The organism is bacterium (assembly GCA_035419245.1).
GTDB lineage: Bacteria > Zhuqueibacterota > Zhuqueibacteria > Residuimicrobiales > Residuimicrobiaceae > JAKPUX01.
The window spans coordinates 179,797-201,208 of record DAOLSP010000005.1 but is presented as its reverse complement, the minus strand read 5'-3'; the positions used below and the strand labels follow the sequence as shown (position 1 = coordinate 201,208).

The 21,412-nt window shown below is 56.5% G+C and carries 17 protein-coding genes; 14 read left to right on the top strand and 3 right to left on the bottom strand.

The window, feature by feature from the left end; translation table 11 throughout:
- Positions 1–205: hypothetical protein (locus tag PLH32_09615; protein HQJ64853.1), on the top strand; the 205-nt coding region annotated here is incomplete at its 5' end.
- Positions 206–491: 286 nt separating this feature from the next.
- Entirely contained in the window at positions 492–1,718 is a 1,227-nt protein-coding gene (locus PLH32_09610; protein ID HQJ64852.1) for a phosphoglycerate kinase, read from the top strand.
- Between the two features lie 92 nt (positions 1,719–1,810).
- Here the strand turns inward: PLH32_09610 and PLH32_09605 are convergent, their stop codons facing one another.
- Entirely contained in the window at positions 1,811–2,995 is a 1,185-nt protein-coding gene (locus PLH32_09605) for a BamA/TamA family outer membrane protein (GenBank protein HQJ64851.1), read from the bottom strand.
- Positions 2,996–3,568: 573 nt separating this feature from the next.
- On the opposite strand from PLH32_09605, the gene PLH32_09600 reads away from it, so the two are divergent.
- The 12 genes from PLH32_09600 (at position 3,569) to PLH32_09545 (ending at position 18,806) form a co-directional block, all read left to right on the top strand.
- Positions 3,569–3,970 carry a hypothetical protein gene (locus tag PLH32_09600; protein HQJ64850.1) on the top strand — a complete coding sequence of 134 codons (402 nt, stop codon included), beginning with the start codon at positions 3,569–3,571 and terminating at the stop codon, positions 3,968–3,970.
- Positions 3,971–4,159: 189 nt separating this feature from the next.
- Positions 4,160–5,500 (top strand): type II secretion system F family protein, encoded by a 1,341-nt coding sequence (locus PLH32_09595; GenBank protein HQJ64849.1) that lies wholly within the window; start codon positions 4,160–4,162, stop codon positions 5,498–5,500.
- A 1-nt stretch (position 5,501) separates the two neighbouring features.
- Entirely contained in the window at positions 5,502–7,289 is a 1,788-nt protein-coding gene (locus PLH32_09590; protein HQJ64848.1) for a GspE/PulE family protein, read from the top strand.
- Between the two features lie 17 nt (positions 7,290–7,306).
- On the top strand, positions 7,307–8,395 hold the full coding sequence (locus PLH32_09585) for a response regulator (protein HQJ64847.1): 1,089 nt from the start codon (positions 7,307–7,309) through the stop codon (positions 8,393–8,395).
- The gene (locus PLH32_09580) at positions 8,379–9,632 is read left to right on the top strand and encodes an ATPase, T2SS/T4P/T4SS family (GenBank protein ID HQJ64846.1); all 1,254 of its coding nucleotides are present in this window, start codon (positions 8,379–8,381) and stop codon (positions 9,630–9,632) included. Before PLH32_09585 ends, PLH32_09580 begins: the two co-directional genes overlap by 17 nt.
- Before the next feature lie 3 nt (positions 9,633–9,635).
- Positions 9,636–11,234 carry a hypothetical protein gene (locus tag PLH32_09575; protein ID HQJ64845.1) on the top strand — a complete coding sequence of 533 codons (1,599 nt, stop codon included), beginning with the start codon at positions 9,636–9,638 and terminating at the stop codon, positions 11,232–11,234.
- A 1-nt stretch (position 11,235) separates the two neighbouring features.
- The gene (locus tag PLH32_09570) at positions 11,236–12,177 is read left to right on the top strand and encodes a hypothetical protein (protein ID HQJ64844.1); all 942 of its coding nucleotides are present in this window, start codon (positions 11,236–11,238) and stop codon (positions 12,175–12,177) included.
- Between the two features lie 10 nt (positions 12,178–12,187).
- Positions 12,188–13,795 (top strand): type II and III secretion system protein, encoded by a 1,608-nt coding sequence (locus tag PLH32_09565; GenBank protein HQJ64843.1) that lies wholly within the window; start codon positions 12,188–12,190, stop codon positions 13,793–13,795.
- Positions 13,792–16,587 carry an invasin domain 3-containing protein gene (locus PLH32_09560; protein ID HQJ64842.1) on the top strand — a complete coding sequence of 932 codons (2,796 nt, stop codon included), beginning with the start codon at positions 13,792–13,794 and terminating at the stop codon, positions 16,585–16,587. Before PLH32_09565 ends, PLH32_09560 begins: the two co-directional genes overlap by 4 nt.
- A gap of 46 nt (positions 16,588–16,633) precedes the next feature.
- Positions 16,634–17,128 (top strand): hypothetical protein, encoded by a 495-nt coding sequence (locus tag PLH32_09555; protein HQJ64841.1) that lies wholly within the window; start codon positions 16,634–16,636, stop codon positions 17,126–17,128.
- A gap of 9 nt (positions 17,129–17,137) precedes the next feature.
- The gene (locus tag PLH32_09550) at positions 17,138–17,668 is read left to right on the top strand and encodes a hypothetical protein (GenBank protein ID HQJ64840.1); all 531 of its coding nucleotides are present in this window, start codon (positions 17,138–17,140) and stop codon (positions 17,666–17,668) included.
- Positions 17,669–17,675: 7 nt separating this feature from the next.
- Positions 17,676–18,806, top strand: coding sequence for a hypothetical protein (locus PLH32_09545; GenBank protein HQJ64839.1), 1,131 nt, complete (start codon positions 17,676–17,678; stop codon positions 18,804–18,806).
- Positions 18,807–18,990: 184 nt separating this feature from the next.
- Here PLH32_09545 and PLH32_09540 read toward each other — a convergent pair whose 3' ends face one another.
- Positions 18,991–19,656, bottom strand: a complete 666-nt coding sequence (locus tag PLH32_09540) for an outer membrane beta-barrel protein (protein HQJ64838.1) — start codon at positions 19,654–19,656, stop codon at positions 18,991–18,993.
- Between the two features lie 113 nt (positions 19,657–19,769).
- Complete coding sequence (locus tag PLH32_09535) at positions 19,770–21,302, bottom strand: OmpA family protein (GenBank protein HQJ64837.1); 1,533 nt, start codon at positions 21,300–21,302, stop codon at positions 19,770–19,772.
- Between the last annotated feature and the right edge of the window lie 110 nt (positions 21,303–21,412).

Genomic DNA, 21,412 nt, shown 5'->3' with positions numbered 1-21,412 from the left:
TACGCTGGATTTTGAGTCCAGTGCGTCTACCAATTTCACCACCCCGGCGAAATCAGGTGTAAATGTACTTATTTTCTACAATATAGTCAAGATGATTTCGGCGAAATTCGGGAATCCGGGCTTAGGCATGAACAAAATCAGAAATCGGCAGAGGTTCAGGCCAGGCGCTGGGCCGATTGGCGCAGTGATAACCGGGTGGGGCTGAGCCGGTTCGCGGCCGGAAGCCGGGCTGGGTGGAAGCCAGAGGAAAGGCCGATGAGCCGCCGGGGCAGGGCAAGCTGTGAGCCAGAGGAAAACCGAGCTGGGGTGCGGCTGAAGGCTGGCTGGGGTGGGAACCAGGGGAAGGGCCGAGGGGCGGTTGGGGCAGGTTGGGTCGGGACGAGAGTCCGGGAGATTCCGCCATTCATTTCCCTTGTTTTTTTTCTTGAAATGGCTAAATTATAAGATGATTTTTGAATTCAATTCCTAACCTATCATAGCGGAGATCCCCCATGGCCAAATTAACCATCGATGATCTGCAGATGAAGGGCCAGCGCGTCCTTGTGCGCGTCGATTTCAATGTGCCCCTCACCCCCGACCTACAGGTGGCAGACGACAAACGTATCGTCGCCGCCCTGCCCACCATCAAGAAAGTCATCGCCGACGGCGGCAAAGCCATCCTGATGTCGCACCTCGGCCGCCCGGACGGCGTGAAGAAGAGCGAATTCTCGCTCAAACCGGTGGCCGCCGCCCTCAGCAAACTCCTCGACAAACCGGTCGCCTTCGCTGCCGACTGCGTCGGACCCGAAGCGGAAAAAGCGGTCGCCGCCATGAAAGAGGGCGATGTCCTCCTCCTCGAAAATGTCCGCTTCTACCCGGAGGAAGAGGGCAAGAAGGCCGGCGTGAAAATGAGCAAGGAAGAACGCCAGTGGTTCATCGATTCGCTTGCCAAACTGGGCGACCTCTACGTCGACGACGCCTTCGGTACGGCCCACCGCGCCCATGCCACCATGGCCGGCCTGCCCGCCAAACTCGGCAAAGGCGCCTCCGGCTACCTGATGACCAAGGAATTGGACTATTTCGCCCGCGTCTTCGACCATCCCGAACGCCCCCTGCTCGCCATCCTCGGCGGCGCCAAGATCAGCGACAAGCTCCTGGTCATCGAAAACCTGCTCAGCAAGGTCGACAGCCTGATGATCGGCGGGGCCATGGCCTACACCTTCCTCAAGGCAAGGGGCGTCGCGGTCGGGACCTCCCGCGTCGAGGCCGACTTTATCGAAAAGGCCAAAGAGCTTTTCGATATCGCCAAAGCCAAAAAGGTGACCCTGCTGCTGCCGGTCGATCATGTGATCGCGGCCCAGTTTCCTGAGGCGGGCAAGGAGGTGCATCCCGCCGTCACGCCCGGAGAGGCCATCCCCGACGGACAGATGGGTCTCGATATCGGCCCGAAGACGATCGAGCTGTACTGCAAGGAGATCGCCAAATCCAAAACCATCGTCTGGAACGGCCCGATGGGCGTCTTTGAAGTCCCCGGCTTCGAAAAGGGCACCTACGCGGTGGCCGAAGCCATGGCCAACAGTGGCGCGGTGACGGTCATCGGCGGTGGCGATTCGGCCAGCGCCGTCAAGAAAGCAGGCGTCGCCAAGAAGATGAGTCATGTCTCCACAGGCGGCGGCGCCAGCCTCGAACTGATGGAGGGCAAGCTCCTGCCTGGCGTTGCAGCCCTGACCGACAAATAGCGCAGTGCATGGTCATGCCATGCATCCAAGCAACGGCATAAAACAAAAACGCCCGACCCGCAAGAGTCCGGCGTTTTTTTTATGGGTGTGGATTAAAAGAGGTTCCCAAAGGTGAGATAAATAGCGAAGTCCTTGTACTGCGAACGACCGATGTCGAGAGCGCCGATGAGATCGGTTTTCCACTGCACATGAAGGCCGGCGCCCTGACTGAAATGGAGGTGGTCCAGGGTGGCCGGATCCCCCCTGAGCCAGACCTTGCCGCCGTCCAGGAAGAGATGGCCGTAAAAGGTGAGATCCTGATGCAGGATGCGCCGGTCGAGAAGGCGGCAGCGCAGCTCGAAATTGCCGAGGAGCTTGGTGGTGCCAGCGAAGAGCAGCCTTGGGACGCCGCGCATGCTCTGATTGCTGCCGAGCCCCTCGAAGCGCTGCCAGGAGCCGCTGAGCACGGTCATCTCGTAAAAGGGGGGATGGCCGGACATGTGTTCAATTAAGAGACGTTGCGCGAAGACGAGCCGCGGCAGCAGCCGGAAATAGCGGCGGTCGGTCACCGTGATGCGGTTGTAGTCGTAATCGCTGGCGAGCACACGAGCGCTTTTTTCGAGGAGGAGGTCGCTCCAGCTTCCCGAGGCAGGGGCTGCTTCCGCGTCGCGGGTGTCCCGAACCAGACCGATGCGCGCATAGCTGCTCCATCCCCCCGCTGTGCCGAAGGGCGAAGCGGCGGCGAAACGGTTGGGCAGGGGGTAGGCTCCGACGCTGGTGCGCAGACCCGCCAGGCCGGCGAGAAACCGGAGACGGCCGGCGAAGACCGGAAACTGAGCGTTGATGTAACCCGCGGTCCAGCGGTGCTTGTAGTTGTAATACTCCCGGGAGAGGAAGTCCGGATCGCCGGGGGAGGTGAAGGCTTGGTGATACTCGGGCAGATTGCCCAGGCCGTAGAATTCATCCAGGCCGAAATCCTTGTATTCGACGCGCAGGGAGAGGCGTGTGCCCCTACCCCAGAGATGGGGTATGTCGAGGAACGCGTAATAATCCTTTTTTCTCTCGGTTGAACGCGCGCCGTTGAGCAGCAGGTGCCAGCGATAGGGCCGCGGTGTCCCACTGCCGTATTGATAGAGAAAAATTTTCCCTCCGTATTCCCACCCTTCGCCACTGCTGAAACTGAGACTGGGGACCGCCGCGAAGGCTAGGCCTTGCTGTTGCTGTGGGTCATTCGCGCCCCAGGCGGCCGTGCAAACCGCAATGCTGATCCATACCCCACACCACCGCTTACCCTGCATAGGTTCTCCCGGAAGGCTTCATAGCGTTCAGACTGATCTGTTCAATCCTTGCACATTATCGTGGGACATCCATCCTGTGATCGTAATCAAAAAAGTAGGTGTACAATAAAAATACACTTGCATTTTGAATTTCATTATGGTATATTTCATTGTATGGCGAACTATCGCCATATTTGATTAATTGTTGCACAGCCACTATTGGGGTGGGGAAATCACGAGAGTGTGATTGAGGACGTGTGTAAATAGTTTGGCTACCCTTTCTGCCCGGCATCCTTGATTCTGACCATCTGCGCTGCATTCATCGACCTGCTCACTTCAATCCATCTCTGTCAATGTGATAACAACGGCGCATGCCGCTTGTATTTCGGCCAGAGCGAGATCCATGGCCGCAGTCTTGCTGCGGCTCCCGGCCGCATTTTCCATTTACCATGGATGCCTGGTCCATTGTGTTCAAATAACAAAACGAAGGAGGTGATCCACCCGGCACAAAACCAGATGCACCGCAATCCACAGGGTCCGGCCCAAGCCGGCCCAAATCCCCGTACCCTTTAATAGCTGTGAGGAGACACTATTATGGGACAGCAACAACTTCTGCTCTTGGTGTTGAGCGTGATCATTGTCGGCATTGCCGTCGTGGTCGGTATCAACATGTTCAGCACGTCCGCCGAATCCGCCAACGTCGAGGCGGTGACCAATGACCTGATCCATCTCGCCTCCCTGGCGCAGCAGTACTACATCAAACCCACCAGCATGGCCGGTGGTGGCAACAGCTTCACCGGGATTACCATCCGCAAACTGGTACCTTCTCTTGCTGCCGGTGCCACCGAATACACCAATGAAAACGGATCTTACACCTGCGGCACAGGCAGTGCCGAATCGGTGGTTTTGACCGGTACGCCGAAACGCGGCACCAATACCGTCACGGTTACGGTGACCAAGGATAACGTCGTCACGGCGATCACTGCCGGCTCCTGAGAGCTGGAAACCAGGGGCCTAAGCCGCGCCGGGCAGACTCTGGCCTGACACGGCTTTACCGGTCTATCTGCGTAGTGACCTTTTTTCAGGGGGGAGGTCATGATCCGGTATTTCTACCGCGTGGGGCCCTGTGCGAGCAGGGCCCCATTGCGCTCTACAGGCTTCAAAAATCAGGTTGGGTGAGGTGGGATGGCGGAGTTCAGATACAACGGCCTGAATGCGCAGCAAAAGCGCATCATTGGCTATATCGAAGCGAAAAATATGCGGGAGGCCCGGCGCAAGATCGATGCGTTGGCCAAGCAGCACAGCTTTTCGCTTCTCTCGATTCAGCAGAAGGCGGCTTATCTCTATAAGGTCCGCCGGCTGGATGGCGCCGTCCTGAAGGGTGATCAGATCGCCTTTTCGCGCGAAGAAGTCGAGGTGGCCCTGCGCCGTCTGGGCTTTGAAGACGTGCGCGTGCAGAAGGTGATTTTCGATCTGCGCCTGAAACCGCCCTATGCCGATATCATCACCTTTATCCGGCTCTCGGCGGACTTGCTCCGCGAAAAACTTCCCTTCGATGAAATCCTCGGGCTACTCGAAAGCGATACCCAGAACAAGGCCCTTCGCAAGGTCATCAAGGAAATTCTTACGGACCTGAAGGATGGCAAGGATGGGGAGGAGGCTTTTAGCAAGCAGGCTTATTATCTCGGCAAATTCCCCGCCAAAATGCTCGGCGTGGCCTCTAAAAGTGGCAACATGGCCGAGGTCTTTGACAATACCGCACGTTTTCTCGAACGCGATTACGAGTTTCGCAAGAGTTTGCGCAGCGCCTTGCTGATGCCGGCGATCACCACAGTGGTTCTGATCGGATCGGTTATCTTTTATGTCGGCTATATCTTTCCCAAGACCGCGGAACTTTTCCTCAGTTTTGGCGCTACCCTGCCTCCACTGACCAAGGCCAGCCTTGATCTCAGCCACTTTCTGACGCGCAATATCTCCTGGATCATCGGGATGTCGGCCATCATTCCCCTGGTTCTGTATCGTCTGGCGATAACGCCGCGCGGGCGGATTTTCGTCGCCAAACACATGACCAAGGTTCCGATCATCGGGACGCTGATGCACAAGACCTCCATCGAAATCTTTTGCCGCGTATTCCATTCGATGTACAGCGGTTCAGGCGAAAACCTCGAGGTCATCCGCACCGCCGCAGAGGCCTGCCGCAACAAATACATGGAAAAGCAAATCAAGGAAGTGACCATTCCGATGATGGTGCGCGACGGCGCTACGCTGGTCCAGGCCTTGAAACAGGCCAGGGTTTTCACCGAGAATGCCCTGTCCCGTCTCAATGCCGGCGCCGAATCGGGAACGCTCAAACGCGTGACCCTGCAGATCGCCAACTATTACGAGCGTGAAACCACCTATCGCATGAAGGCGATCATCGACTGGGTTCAAGTGATTGTGGCCATGCTGATCATGGCGGTGATGACCGCCTTGACGATCGTCTCGTCCGAGACGGCTCTGTTCCAGCCCAAGATGCCGGGGATGTAGGATGGTACGCAAACCGAGAGTATCAAGCGCCATCATCGAAAAGCTGATGCAGCAGGATGCGCGCTTTACACGAGAAAAGCTGATGCAGGCGGAGTCCATCATCGAGAACTCGTCCACCCCGCGTACCCTGGCCGATGTGTTGATCAAGGAACTCGGCTACGACCGTCATATGGTCTTCCGAGCTCTCTGCAAAATCTATGCGTTCCGTGAAATCCGCCTCAGCGCCGCCTCACTGACCGATGGCTGGATCGAGTTCATGCAAAATTTTTACAAGGGTCTGGATCCGAAGACACGCGAAGCGTTTCTCGAGCTCAAACTGCTTCCCTTCGGCTTCAGCGAGCGCGGGCGGGATGTCCGTATATTCATCTGCCCGGATCCCACCGTGCGCACCATCGAATCCCTGATGCTTCACGCTGGCATCACCAAATACGAAGTGGCTTACGGCCGACTCGAGGATGTCAGCGAGATCCTCGCACGCATCGCACCGCGCGAAAACGAATTTCTCCAGCTGGTTAAAGAGGTCGCAGACGAAGTCTCAATCATTGCGGATGAAGAGGAAGACAATACCGTCGATGAGGAAGAACTCATGTCGGCGGTCAACAAGTCCCTGCTGGTCAACCTCTTTGAAGGCTGCCTGGTCGAAGCGGTGCGCAAGGGAGCGAGTGACATTCATATTATTCCCAAGGAAGGCAATGCCACCGAAATCTACATCCGGCTTGACGGCCGGCTGGCCTTGTGGCACCGGCAGGAGGGTATCAAACCAGAGGCGTTCCTTGCCGTTGTCAAGGACCGCACCAAGAATGTCGACCGCTTCGAATGGGAAACCGCCCAGGACGGTTTCATCCAGCGCATCATCGATTCCTATCTGATCCGGTTCCGCGTCGCCATTTTGCCGATCGTCTCCTCCGCTCTTGGCCGCAAGTTCGAGAGCGTGGTGATTCGAATTCTCGATGACCGCAAGGTCATCACCGACCTCGACAAACTCGGGTTTGACGGTTACGCCAAGTCCGAATTCGTCAAGGCCATCAAAAAGCCGCAGGGGATGGTGATCCTGACCGGTCCGACCGGAAGCGGCAAGAGCACAACCCTGGTGGCGGCCTTGTCGCAGGTGATGACGCCGGAATTGAATATCCTGACGGTGGAGGACCCGGTCGAGTACAACATACCGGGTGCGCGCCAGCTCAAGATCGGTAGCAAGATGAATTTCGATCAGGCGGTTCGCACCATTCTGCGGCACGATCCCGATATCGTCATGGTCGGCGAGGTGCGCGATGCCAAGACGGCCGAAATCGCCATCAAGTTGGCCAATACGGGGCATTTGACCTTCACCACCCTGCATACCAACGACGCCTGCAGTGTGGTCTCAAGGCTTTTCAAGATGGGAATCGAGTCGTTCCTGATCGCCTATGCCATCAACCTGGTGGTGGCGCAGCGCCTCATGCGCACTCTGTGCAAGCACTGCAAACAGCCTCTACCTGCTGCAGAGGCCACCGCGGCGGTCACCCTCGGTTTTACCGAGGAAGAGATTCGCCAGACGACCTTTTATCGCGCCGTGGGGTGTCCCCGCTGCCGAAATGGCTATTTAGGCCGAATTGGCATTCATGAAGTACTGCCCTTCACCCCGGAGATCCGCCGGATCATCCTTGATGCCTCCTCGGACCTGGATGAAGAGGCCATCCGGACCTGTGCGATGAAGAACGGAATGACCACCCTGCGTGCCGCCGCACGCCGCAGAGCGATGGAAGGGGTAACGACTTTAGAAGAAGTCGCCGCGGTCACAACCGAATAATGTGATGAGAGAATGCCATGCGTGAAGTATTGATCGTCGATTACGATCCCGAGCTGCGCGAACAGGCTGGCCACGTCCTCAACGGCGGCGTCTATTCCGTGACCTTCGCCAGCGACGGGATGGAAGCCCTGAGAATCGTCAAGGCGAAGCATTTCGATCTGATTTTGGTCGATCTGCTGATGCCAGGAGCGCTCAACGGGCTTCAGGTTCTGCAGGGTTTGCAGCGGCATGCTCCGGACTCGCCGCTGGTGGTGATGAGCGACCGCAACGGGCATCAGGAACTCGAGACCGCCCTTCGCTACGGCGCCAGGGAAGTCCTGCTCAAACCGGTGCACAAGGAATTGATGAAGGCGGTGGCCGACAAACTGACGGGCTGCGCCCCGCTGCACAGCGGTGCCGATCCGGCAGCTGCGCCTGCTGCCGGTGTGCGGGCCGAACACTCAGATGCCGCCGGAATCAGCGCGGCCCCGCTCGAAACTGCCGGATGCAAGGCGGCGGCATCTGCGAACTCCGACGCCAGGACCGGTCTGCCCAGTGACCATGGGGCACAGCATAGCGCAACTACAGCGCCGCAGCAGGGCACGACGGCCGGCCTCATTCCGGAAGATTTCCGTGCCAGAATATTCACCGGCGTACCAGAGGCCAGTCTTAAATCGCTGATGAGTCAAGGTGAGTACGTACAACTGCAGGGGAGCGAGGAGTATTCTCTCGATATCTGCAGATCCATGGCCATCCTCATTAAAGGACAGGCCCGCTGCTGGTATAAGGGACTGCTCGTCCGGATCCTGGATCCCGGCGATTCGATCGGCGAAGCGTCGCTCTTCAGTAAAACTGCGGCAAGTTTGACCTTGGAGGTAGATGGCACCAGCGAACTGCTGCTCTGCGTCTTCTCACGAAAGGTGCTGCGTCTTTTTTTCCAGAACCTCGGCTATTCACATCTGCTCCATTTTTCTGCACGGGTGGTACAGGATCTTTTAGACAGTCTGGAGCATATGTACGAAGAGATGAGCCAGTCCCAACTGGCTGCGCTGGGAATCGGAACAGAAGAGCCGCGCGATCCACTCCTCGAGGAAACCATGGACAGCGATCATGAATGGATTTGTTGACAGTGTGAAGGTCGTGGATCGCGAGAGCGGATTGAACTCCATCTTCAACCGTATCTTGAGCCAAATCCCGGAGAATATCGACCTTCTTGAATCGCAGCAGATGATAGCGGATTCTGTCTCTCACCTTTCGAATGCTGAACGAAGTGCGATCCGCAATCTTTTCGAAAGTTTTCTCGTTCACATGCGCGAGCTCGAAGCATCGGATATCGAAATGGGAGGTGCGACAGCCAATTCGCATATATGGTTCCGGGTGCAGGGGCAGAAGAAACCCAGGACGGAGTTGGGTATCTGGCCGACAGAGCAGACCGATATTATCGCCCATTGTTTGCTCTCGGACAAACAGCGGGAACGGCTTTTCACCCGGCGTGCCGTGGATTTCTCCTATGCCATGCAGCGTCCGGAGGGCCTCTGGCGTTGGCGCGCTTCTCTCTATTTTGATATGGGCCACCTCGCACTGAACATGCGTGCCATTCTCGGTACAGTCTATCCATACGCCAAACTCGGATTTCATCCGGTCATTTCCCGGGCTTTTTCGTTGCGCTATGAAAAGCAGGGGCTGATTCTTTTTACCGGCATCACCGGCTCCGGCAAGAGCACCTCTCTGGACAGCATCATTGACGCCAATAACCGTTCGGTGGATGGCCACATCGTTATCATCGGCGATCCAATCGAGTACATCCACACCTCCAAACTGTGCATCATTCGCCATCGGGAGGTGGGACGTGATGTCAATTCCTTCAAGGACGGCGCCATCCAGGCCCTGCGGCAGGATCCCGACATCATTGTGGTCGGCGAAATGCGCGATCCCGATACCATCATGACCTGCCTGGAGATCGTGGATACGGGGCATAAGGTCTTTTCGACCCTCCACACCGGCAGCGCAGTGGAGACTATCGACCGTATCATCGCCGAAACGCCGACGGAGGAGCAGGAACGAGTCCGCAACCGTCTTGCCGATGTCCTGAGAGTAGTTATTTCGCAAAAGCTACTGCCGGGGATTGACGGACGCCTGATCATGGCCAAAGAGGTTTTGCTGGTTACCACTTCGGTACGGGCTGCCATTCGTAACCGCAATGTGCAGGAGATATACCAGATGATCAGCGAAAATAACCGTGTGGGGATGATCACGCTCGAACAGGATCTCGTCCGCCTCGTGCATGAACGGCTGATCGATGAAAAAGTCGCGCTGGATTATGCCAACAATAAACGTCGCTTTCAGGAATTAATGGGTTATTAGCCTATGCCAAAGTCGGGAAAAACATTTTCGCTCGGTATCTTTATCGACGGCCAGCAGCTCTCGTGTGCCCTGCTGAGCAAAGCAGGTTCCCGCATCCAGATCGAGTTACTTGAGAATTTTAATCTGGAACAGCAACTCATCCCGCAGGAGCGAGCTTTGAGTGGGATGAAAGCCGGGGAAACGGCCAAGGACCGTGAAAAAAGGTCGGGCGACGAAAATCCCTTCGAACTGGATGTCGACTTCGGCGCCCGTAACGAATCTGCCGCGGCGATCTCAGAGATCTCCACTAACGCCGATGTCCTGCTGCGGGTACTGCACACGATGTGCCCACGCGCAAGCCGCCTGGCCTTCAGTTTGATCGATTCGTATGTACTCTATAAAAACATCGATAATCTGCAACCTTCGTCACCACAAAAGCTGAAGAAGGCCATTTGGCAGGACATCTTCGTCGAGGCCCCGGCCGAGACCAAGATGGACAACATCGGGTATCTCCGCAATGGCAAAAACCGCTATTTGGCCATCGTCCACGACGATCCGTTGGTCTTTTCGTCCACCCTGTTTGAAGCGATGCGGATAATGCGCTCGCGGCCGCCCCAAGTCGCCCTGATCGATACCCTCGAGTTTGCCCTCTCTCATGCGCTGGTTACCGGCAAGGCCCTGCAGGAGAAGCAGATAACCGCTGCGGTCTATTTCGCCCAGACCTTTACCAAGGTGATCTTCTTCCGTGGGTTGCTGATAGAGGAGGTGCTGCCTACTATCCATGAAGGGGCCGACTCGGAGCATGTCTGCGAGACCGCGTACTCCAAAATCCTCTTTGAGCTCGATTCGGGAAGAATCCCGGTCGTTAACAATCTTATTGTAAGCGGGGATGTCGACCGGACCCGTGCAGTGGCCAATTTCCAGGGCAAATTTGCCAACGTGGAGGTGAAGCGGTTCGATTTTTCCGATTTACCCCTCGGCCATCACGCAGCCGTGCTCAAAAACCGAACCGCGCCATGGACGGCAGCCATTGCCCTGGCGGTCAAGGTCCTGGACGATAAAACGCCATCTCCCTACCGCAAGAATTTCCTGCCGCGCCGGATCCGTGACCGTCAGTCGATTTACCGCGTCGCCTGGCACGGCCTATTGATGCTTGGCCTGCTCTTTGCGGGAGTCTTATTTCTCACCTTCAAATTGATCAGCGGCGAGCATGAACTCAAACTGCTGCGTCATGCCTCCTCCACCATGGAAATGGACCTGGCGCGCCTCAGCCTGGTTGCCCATGAGGTTGACAGTTTACGGGCGGTTATCTCAACCTTCGAAACCGGCACCGCTCTGGTGGATTCGCTCAAGGCGCGCTCGGTGCGCTGGAGTCCGGTGTTGCAGGATTTCTCCGGAGCCTTCTCGAGCGCCGGTCCCTTCGCCTTGCAGAAATTGACCGGCAGCGCCAATGGCGTCCTTATCGCTGAAGTGGCGATCAACCGGCGCAATCAGGTTGCCGAATTGGAACGGTTGATCAAGCCCAGCACCGTTCTCAGCGTCAATAGTAAGGAGGAAAACAGGCAATCCCTGGTCGTAACCCTCGAGTGCAAGGGCAAATCGGCCGGAAAGGCAGGACAGTAAAATGACTTATGCCGTACGTAATACGCTCTTTATCGCAGCCTTCTGGACGGTGGTTCTGGCTGGCGGTTTTTACTTCGTCTACGGCCATCGGGCGGGAGTGATCGAGCGAGCCCGCCGGGAAAACCGGATTAAACAACAACGGCTGCAGGACCTCCTCGCCCTCGAACAGGACCGCTCCGTGCTGCAGTCTCAGCTCGCCGAACTGGAAAAATTCCGTCAGGGAGGGCAAGGCACTCTGGCGGCGGAGGAATCCCCTGGAGAAACCTTCGACTATCTGCTCAGGGGACTTTCCCGCACCAATTCCGGGCTCAACGTAAGTTTCGCCCTCAAGGGGCAGGATTCCTTCCTTTCACTGGAACGGCGGACCTATGAGATCAAGGGTGATGGATCGTTTCGCGACTTTTTCAGCTTGCTTTGTTACCTGGAGGAAGGTCCGGTCTTTTATGACGTTCACAAACTGGAAATGAGCACGGTTGAAGCGGATGCCAGTAACGGCCGCCGGGGCGGCGTGCACTTCGTACTCGAGTTCAACGGGTATAACCGGATGGAGGGGCCACTGATTACCAGCATCTCGCCTAAAGACAGCAAGTTGCCTGAAATTACCGATCTGGTGGGTATGCACACGGCTCCAGCAATCGGCCGAGGCCGTATACAGGAGATGATCCGGTCAGCCGGCGGCAACGCCCCTGCTACCGGTGTCGCACCCCGAACGAATACCGAAGGTCTTCCGGAGATCGATAGCAAGGCCAAGGTGCTGGCCATCATGCCGGGTGCCGCAGTCGTCAAGGACCAAAAAGGGCGGACCGTCCGGCTGAGGTCGGGCGACCGGATTTTTGGAGGGACCCTCAGCGAGATCGATGTTCACAAAGGCACCCTCTCTTTCTCGATGGAAGATGAACGCGGCGGCACCACCAGACTGATCCTGCCGGCTGGTGCAAATTGAAAGGTCCGATATGAGAACGATCGCATGGGATACAATGCTGATTCTGCTCTTCTTGTTGGCTACCGTCCTTCATGGCCAGGAGCTGCCTGAGCCGGACTATACGCCGCCCGAATCTCTGGTCTCCCTCAGCAGCAGCCTCGATTTCGGCACCGCTATGGATATGCTCAGCGAATACGCGATCCGGTTCGCAGGCAAACCTATTTTTGATCCCACCAAGCAGACGGGATTGATCAATATCGAGGTTACCAGCATGCCGTGGGAAAAGGCCCTGCAAACCATTCTGGCAAGGCGGGGGCTGTGGTACGAAAACAGGGAACACTTTTTCCAGATCGTCGTACCGCCGCCAACCGATGCAGAAGACCAGGAGAAGAGCGCCTTCGACCAGTCCGTTAAATACAAGCCGGGCAGCAAGGAGGTCAAGATTGAAACGATCTTCTTCGAAGGCGATCGCAAAGCCCTGAGTGAAATGGGAATTGACTGGAGTACCTTCTACAATGGCAAGATCGACGTCTCCGGCGCCCTGAGTTCGGCCGTGACAGAATCCGGTTTTTCTTTGGGAGTGAAAGTACCGCGCAAATACGCCAAAGTGGATATCACCGCGCTCTTCAAGCTCTTCGACTCGCAAAATATCGGCCGGGTTCTCGCTCAGCCACAGGTCGTGGTAACGTCGGGCAATGAGGGCAAGATCCAGGTTGGCCAGGATTTTTCAATCAAGACCAAGGATTTTGCCGGCAATACCATGGACCGTTTCATCAGCACCGGCACCATCCTCCAGGTGACGCCCTATGTGATCGAAAATGAAGGTAAAAACCCGGTCATCCTCCTCAAGGCACATGTGGAACGGAGTCAAGCCTATCCCGATGTGATTAGCACCATCATTAAAAAATCAGAAGCGAATTCCCTGGTTCAGCTTTACGATGGAGAGGAAACCCTGATTGCCGGACTTTATTCCAATGAAAAGACCACCATGCGCAAGGGCATCCCCCTGCTCAAGGATCTCCCCTGGTATGCCCTTGGCTTGCGTTATATCTTCGGCTATAACCGGTATGAGGATACCCAGAAAGAGCTGATCATCATCATCAAGGCCTCGATCTTTCCCGAGGTCTATGCCAGACAAAGCCAAAACAATGCCTCTTCCCAGGCTCGCAAGACCCTGGAGGAGCGTCTGCAGCATTACCGATTCAATGCCCAGCCGGATCCAAGCGATATCGAATTGACGAATCCTCCAGCTAAAAATGTTCCGACTTCACCGGTGACCAAACCCGAAGCCAGCGAGGCCTTACAGCAGGAAACGCGCAAGACCAGGAACAACCAGATCGAACAGCCCAGTATGGAGATCCGCAACGGCACGGTGCAGCAGGTACGTGACAACCTGTTGATCATCAGCTGGGAAAATGGTTTCAATACAGCGGCTCTGGTGAAACAGACCGTCACAATTGTGCGCCGTGATGGCAACAAGGTGACCCCTCTGGGCAAGGCCGAGATTCTCAAGGCCAAAATGCAGCAGACGGTGGCCAGACGCATCGAGGTCAAGGGCATGGCTGCCCTGCCCATGCGTGCTGGTGATCAGGCGATTGCCCGCCAGGCGGCCTATACTACGTTGGGAGCGAGAGAATGAAGAACTTGAGATGGAAAATATGCGTCCTCCTTCTAGTCTCCCTGTTGTTCTGGCAGTGCGGGGAGGAGGCGGATCAACTCACGGGAAATGAAAAGCTGACTGATCTGCAAGCGGAAGCGTCGTCCATTCTGGCGGATGGCGTCTCGGAACTCTTGCTTGTCGCTACGATTGTTGATTCCATTGGCTTGCCTCTACCTGGTTGTCTGGTCCGGTTCACCACAACCGCCGGGACGATCACGCCAAAGAGTTATTCCGACCAGAATGGGGAAGCCGTGGCCACCCTCACCAGTGCCGCCAGCGAAACGGATATCGAAGCCACCATCACAGCCACCATCATTCCAAATGAAAACGGCCGCAAGGTGGGCATGCTCTCCGGCGTGGCTCCCCGCAACCGGGATGGCTCCGCCGCTCCCGCGCTGCAGAAGAGCCAGGATTCAGGCGGCACCGAATCCCAGGTCATCCTCTATTTTATCGGTCTCACGCTTTCCGCCCAGCTCGATAAATCCACACTCTGCGCGGATGGTATCAGCCAGACGCAGCTCCGGCTTGCACTGACTGAGACGAGCAGCCGTAAAGGGGTGGCTGGCGCCGTGGTGCAGGTTCGCAATGCTATGACTACCCTGCTCAACGACGGAAAGACAGATGCACGGGGCAACGCCGTGATCAATATCACGGCCGCGACCAGATCCGGCGCCGATACCCTTTTCGTCGAATATGGTAACCTGCCGAAAAAATCACTGCCACTGACGTATCTCCCTCCCAGGCTTACCCTGTTGCCGGAACGGGCTGACCTTCTGGCCGATGGCACCAGCACCTTGAATGTGGGTGCCGTCCTGGTCTCGCCCACGAATAATCCCATAGCGGGCGCTGAAATTGAGTTCAGCTGCTCGGATGGTGTGATTACCGGTAGTGCCGTGACCAGCGCCAGTGGTGAGGCCAAGGCCTCCTACCGCAGCGCTGCCAAGCCCGGAAGCAACATCCTGATCATTGCGCGGTTCCATGAATGGGCTGATACGTCTCTCGTCAATCTGGTCAGCAGCGCGCCTGCCCAGCTGTTGCTCTCGATCGCTGGAGAACAGCTGCGAAACGGGATTGCGGAAACTCTGGTCATCGCGACTCTGCTTAACACCATGCAAAAACCGGTGGAAGGGGTAAAGGTCAAATTTTCCACGACGGCCGGCAGCATCGACAGTACCGCGATCACCAATGCCGGAGGTCAGGCGATGGTACACCTGCGCAGCGATGCCGGGCAAGCGGATGTCACCGCCCTGGTACGGGCGAGTTCATCCGGTATCAGCAAGGAGGCCGCGGTGCAGTTTACCGGGATTACGCTGCAACTAAGCGTGTCGCCCTCAACCTTGCCGGCGGACGGGCTGGCTACTGCATCCATCATGGCCTGGCTGAAAAAGACCAGCAACAACCAGGCGATCCCTGATGTGCAACTCGAGATGGGAACTTCGCTCGGAGCGCTCCCGGCGACCTGTACGACGGATGCCAGCGGCAAGGCAGAAATCCTTCTCAAGGCGGGCACCGTGCCGGGAACCGCGCGCGTGAGCGCCACCTGGGGTTTGATCAAGACGTCGACCGAGATCGTGCTGACGAGCCAAAAGCCGTCCAGTCTGCAGCTGAATGTGGAGAGCAATTATATATGGGTAACCGAAACGGGGCAACCGGACCAGTGCAAGGTGACCGCAACCGCCATCGGTACTTCCGGCAAGCCCTGCCAGCAAGAGCTCCGCATGGCCTTTGCCCTGCGAAACGGGCCGGACGGCGGCGAGATGCTGTTGCCCAATACCGGGAATCCCCGTGAGGCTACGCCTCAGCTCACCAGCAACGGCAGTGCTTCGATTCTCTGCAAATCCGGGATAAAATCGGGAACGATCGAAGTGGAAGCCTGGCTGGTAGATTATCCCGAAGTCAAGGCCAGATCAACCCAGATAACGGTTCGTTCCGGTCCACCCTATATCTGGATTGATCCGGCGGATCCCAACCATGTCGAGTCCCACATGACCGTGGCTCTGGATTACCTGAATCTGGATGGCTGGAGCACGGTACGTGAATTCAGGGTCTCGATCTATGTTGGGGATAAGTACAACAATCCCGTCGAGGAGGGGACGACACTTTATTTGACTAGCACGGCCGGCATTGTGACAACCAATACCCGCACCGACGCTGATGGCCGCGGAACTGCCGTCTGGGTTACGGCAAATCCGCGACCAGCTATTGCGCCTGGCGATCCTGCCATCCTGGCTCCACACCGCGTGCCGAATCCAAACGCACCAGGATTGGTTCTTGATGTCACGATGCCGGATTTTGAAGGATCGCTGGTGCGCAATAGTACGGGGGCACTGGATGAAAATGACGGGATCGGCCTGGTCATGTGCTCGACACATGGGCGTGACCAGGCCGGTAAGGATGCCGTCGTTTTTGCACTCAATGAAGCGGTGTTCAGTGGTCCCGTGCTCGTTTTTTCGGCTGAAACCCCGACGACCGTCCTGGCCACAGGCCAGACCACGACTATTTATGTACGGGTTTTCGATATCAACGGCAATCCCGTGGCAAGAGGCTCCTCGCTCACCGCGTCGGCCTCCGCCGGCAAGCTCTCCAGCACGGACCTGATGGCCAAAGCCGATATGTACGGCTATGGGACGACCACCTTCGCGGTCTCGCTGACCAATACTCTTGATCCCACAACCGACAAGAGTGTGATGGCTAGCGTCGATTTCAAACTGGAAAGTCCCAATGGAACTGGAACACGCTCGGTGCAGATCTACCTACGCGGCAAAGAGTAGGGGGCGGAATTGATGCTACCCGTTATAAATCGGGGGAACTGAGACGATGAGCCAATCACAGATGTTGTTGATTCTCGGTGCGGTACTGATGTTTTCGTTCATCACCCTTACCGCCCACAGAACGGTCATGACGGCTTCCACACGGCAACTTGAATCGGAATATGTCATCACCGCAGCCGAGATTGCAGAGACTTTGACCAACGAGATTAAGAGCAAGGCCTTCGACGAGGCGGTGACCAATGGCGCCACTGTGACTGATGTGAACGCTTTCACCGTTTATTTAGGCCCCGGCGTTAATGAGTATCCGGGCGGGTACGATGATGTCGATGACTATATCACCGACAACAGCAAGAACATGCCGCTGGTCTTCACGACTCCGCGGGCTGGCAACTTTACTGCGACCGTTTCGGTCAATTATGTGAAACCGCAGCAGCCGACCACAGTCAGCTATACACCAACCCGGACGAAACGAATCAGGATCTCGGTTTCAGCAGCGCGTCTGCCGCAAGCTCTGGTTTTGACGAGTTTCGTCAGCTATTGAGGAGGCGGCATGCACAACATCGACCTCGTTGGTTCCTTTGTCGTCGGGGGGTTACTGCTGCTGGCGCTTGTCGGATTGACGGCCTATTTCAATATGAGCGCCCACTCCAATAATATCTCCCAGGTTGAACAACGCAACTTGACGGAATTCGGCCGGGTCATCGAATATGATTTTAACAAGATCGGCTACCGTGTTACCTCGGGGGATACCATCGTCGCCATGGACAGCACATATATCCGGTTTCGGGCGGACATTGATAATAACGGCACAGCCGACAGTGTGAGCTACATCCGTTCAGGCCAGCGCCCCGATTTCACTTTGACACGGCATACCAGCCTGGCCCCCCGGAGCGATTTTTCGTTCAAGGTCAAGGATTTTTCCCTGCGCGGCTATACTGCAAGCGGCGCCCTCACCTATTCGAAGACCCAGGTGCATTCCATCGAATTCAGGATACTCCTGGAAAAAGAAGTGCGGCTTCCCCAGCAGGTGGACAAACACGGGGGGTACTGGACACGCAAGTTTTACCCGAAAAATTTGTGAGTGTAGTATGGGACGAATGATGCTTCTTTTGGTGGTCGCTGTGGGGGTTATCTTCGGTCTTACCTCCTATAGCATGATGCAGGCCAACACCCGCATGACTTTCAATGCCGTCTCGGAATACGCTCGGATTCAGGCCAAGAGCCTCGCTGAGAGCGGTGTGGAGTATGCCATTATGATGCTTGCGCAAGATTCCAGCTTTTGCACCGCGACAACGCTGCAAGCGGCCAATGGGCAGATGAGTATCCAGTTACAGAACACCTACAGCCGGTTTCCCGGCGGACCGAATGTGGGCGAATGGGGCAAGCTGGTCACCTCCATCGGGACCTATTATGATCAAAGCGTGACGGTCAAAGCTGTCATCCAGATCCCCCACTCCCATGAAGTGCCGCCCTGGATGAAATTTGCCCTGATCTCCGACAAGGATCTGGACCTGGGTGGCGATATCTATATCAGGGATGACGGCAATACAGCCTGGAATGCAGATGTCCACACCAATGAAGATCTGAGCGCCAACGGCAGCGTACTGGTTGAGGGCTTTGGAAGCTACGTCCAATACATCACCCTTCACCCCAATGTCACTACCCGGTTTTTCGTCCCGAATGTCAATCCAGCCAACGCTTCGGTTACCCGCAAGGTGGCCCAGATTCCCATTCCTGTCTTCGACCCCTCGGCTTACATCGCGTCAGCCACCCAGGTCATAACCGGCGCATCGACAACACTGAATGCCAACAATCTGGTTCTTGGCACCAAGGAAAATCCGGAGATCATCTATGTGGCCGGTGATCTCTATCTCAGCGGCAGCTTCAGCGGTTATGGCGTGTTTATCGTCATGGGGGATGTGCATGTTACCGGGAATGTCACGACAACCTCGGTTGATCCTCTAGGCAATAATCTTGGATTCTACTCGGCCAAGGGAATCATCTTTCATGGTAACGCAGCCGCAACTGGCCAGTTTTTTGCCAAGAATGATATCACGTTCGGCGGAGGCAATGTCCTGCATGGGATGGCTGTATCCAAGAGCGCAATGCTCTTCCAGGGTTCGGTGAATCTTTATTACCGCCCCGCGTCTTCCAATCTGACGGAGCCGTTCTGGCCGGGAGAGCTGTTGCGGCCCAAAATCGTCTCCTATTATCAGTAGCCAGCGCTCTGAATGGTCATCGGCGGGCGCTACGCGTCTATCGCTCGATTGAAAAACATGGATTAGCGCAAGGGCTATCAATACCCCATAGATCGTTGCTTCAAAAAAGAGCCGTCCCTCCAATGAGAGACGGCTCTTTTTTTAGGGGGGCCAACCATCGGCCCGGTTTTGCCACAGGAAAAGCCTAGAAGTGAATTCCCAGGGTCACACCCAGGGTGTTGATCCCCATCATATGGGCTTTCGGGCCATCGACCTTGTCGGTCCCGTCGTCGTAGGTGCTGCTGCCGGAGGCATATCCGATCTGGTATTCCGCAGCCAGACTGACGCTTTTCCAGGGGTAGAACTCGGCGCCGATCAGACCGGCGAAGCCGAGGCTGCTCATCGAATAGGTCTGGTCCTCGGTGTCGGGCGCCTTGTGGGTCATCGTGGATTTGGCGAAGTAGAGGCCACCACCGGTGTAAATCGAAACCGCCTCGGCCTGGTAGAGATGATACTCGATTGCCGGCTGGATGGAGAGGACAGAGGAATTCCGCTCCTGGTCGCCATCATCGGTCTCGGTGGTCAAACCCTGGGAGGCATAGCAGAGGCCGACGCGCAAGGCGATGCCGTCGGAGAGGAAGGTCTTGAATCCCAGACCTTGGTAATGGGTCATCTCAACGCCATCCTCCGAATCCCATACCAGCATGCCGGCCGGAGCGCCGCCGACACCAAAGTCGCCGAGTCCGTTGATAGTGAAGAGCAGCGCCTTGTCGCCAGCCTGCGTTTTGGGCTGCAGCTTGTCAGCACCGGCAACCGGACTCAGGAGCAGCAGCAGCGAGAACGTGAGCAAAAGCAACACCATTTTTTTCATTACAACCTCCTTGCAATTAGGTGAACGGGTCTCTTGCCTCGCTGGATGGTGCCTTGCCGTTTGCGCTGCCGGCGAAATCGGCCGGTGGCATGCTGCTGCGAAGGGCTGCACAACTATTCAATCGTCAGGATCACATCGATACGGCGGTTTTGCGCTCGTCCTTCTTCGGTGTCATTACTGGCCACCGGACGGCTCTCGCCATACCCTACCGCATCGATCTGATCCTCGGCGAGTACCATGTTGGAGAGAATATACAGGCGCACCGCCTCGGCCCGTTTGGACGACAGGCTCTCATTGTAACGCTCGTCGCCGGAGGAATCGGTGTGCCCCTCGATGACGATTTTCGCTTCGGGATATTCACGGATGGCGCGCTGCACCCGCGACAGCAGCCCGAAATAGCCGGGTTGAATCACGGCCTTGCCTACCGGGAAGGAGAGGCTTTGCAGGCGGATGATTAGATGGTTGCCTTCCAGCAAAACTTTGGCCTCCTCCGGCAAGAACATCTGCCGGATCTTGGCAAGGCGGGCTTCCTTTTCCTCCTTCAGCTTCAGTTCCGCCTGCTTGCGGGTGAGTTCCTCCTGCAAGGCGGTTTGCTTTTGCTGCGCCAGAGCGCTGTTGCTCTCGCTTCTGGCGGTCAGCTCCTCAATTTGTTTTTTCGACTGCGCCAGCGCCGCCGCATGCGCCTGCTGTTCCTTTTCCAGTTGTTCCTGTTTTTCCTGCAGATCGCGGCCAAGTTGCTGTTTATCCTCCCGCAGGCTCTTGACCGATGCGGCCATGGTGGCGAGAATTTCGGACACCGGCTGGTCAAAAGGCGCATCGTACCCCAGCTCTTTGGTCACTTTAGCGAGGCCCTCTTCGTAGAGCAGGATCAGATCCTCACCTGCTAGATTGCGGGTTTGCAGCAGATCCGTGATACGCAGGGCGTGCTGTGCTTCATAAATGGCCTTTTCGGCCTTGCTGGTAGCTTCGGAGACGGCATAACGGTTACTGTTGAGGATTTCATCCGCCAACGTCAACAGTTCCTTGGCCCGGGCGCAGGTTTTAGGCGCATACTTGTCCGCTTTCGCTTTGAGAGCGGCGGCTATCGCCGCATGCGCCGGCGTCATGATACTCTTTTTAATGGCATTGAGCTCGCTTTCGCGGAATTTCGCCTTGGCCCGGTTGGCTTTTTCACGGCAGAGTTGCGTATCGGCACTCTCCTGAGCGGCACCGGCGGCGCGCAGCAGCTCTTCGGCGGCATTGAAATCCTCGAGGGCGAACTCAGGAGCACGCGCATTCAGGGCGTCCTCCCGCGCCTTGAGCACCTCTTCGAAGATGGCCTTGCCTGTCCACAGGGTATTGTCCATCTGTTTGAAGGCGGTCTCGACTTCGGTCAGCCGTTTGCGAACCTCGGCGGTTTCCTTGCCTTTTTTAAAGTCCTCCTTGGCCCGGGCGTAATTCTCGACCGCCGTGGCATAGTGATTGGGGCTGAGAAGATCGGCCTGGCTGTTTTTATACGCCTTGAGCTGCTTGTCCTTCTCACCGAAAAGCACATCGTAGAGTTCGGCTTTCTGGGGAAAGACTGTAGCCGCGGCGAAGGCGATCAGGATAAACAGGAGTGGCAGTCGCAGGGGGCCGCTCCATGAGCGTAAACAGGATGTCCTCATGACGCTTTTCCTTAAAAGGATGGAGGAGAAAAGTCAACAGGATATGGACGGTATGTGTTGAAATATAAGTCCGTGCGATGAAAAAAGCAAGCAGTATGGCCCAAAGCCGT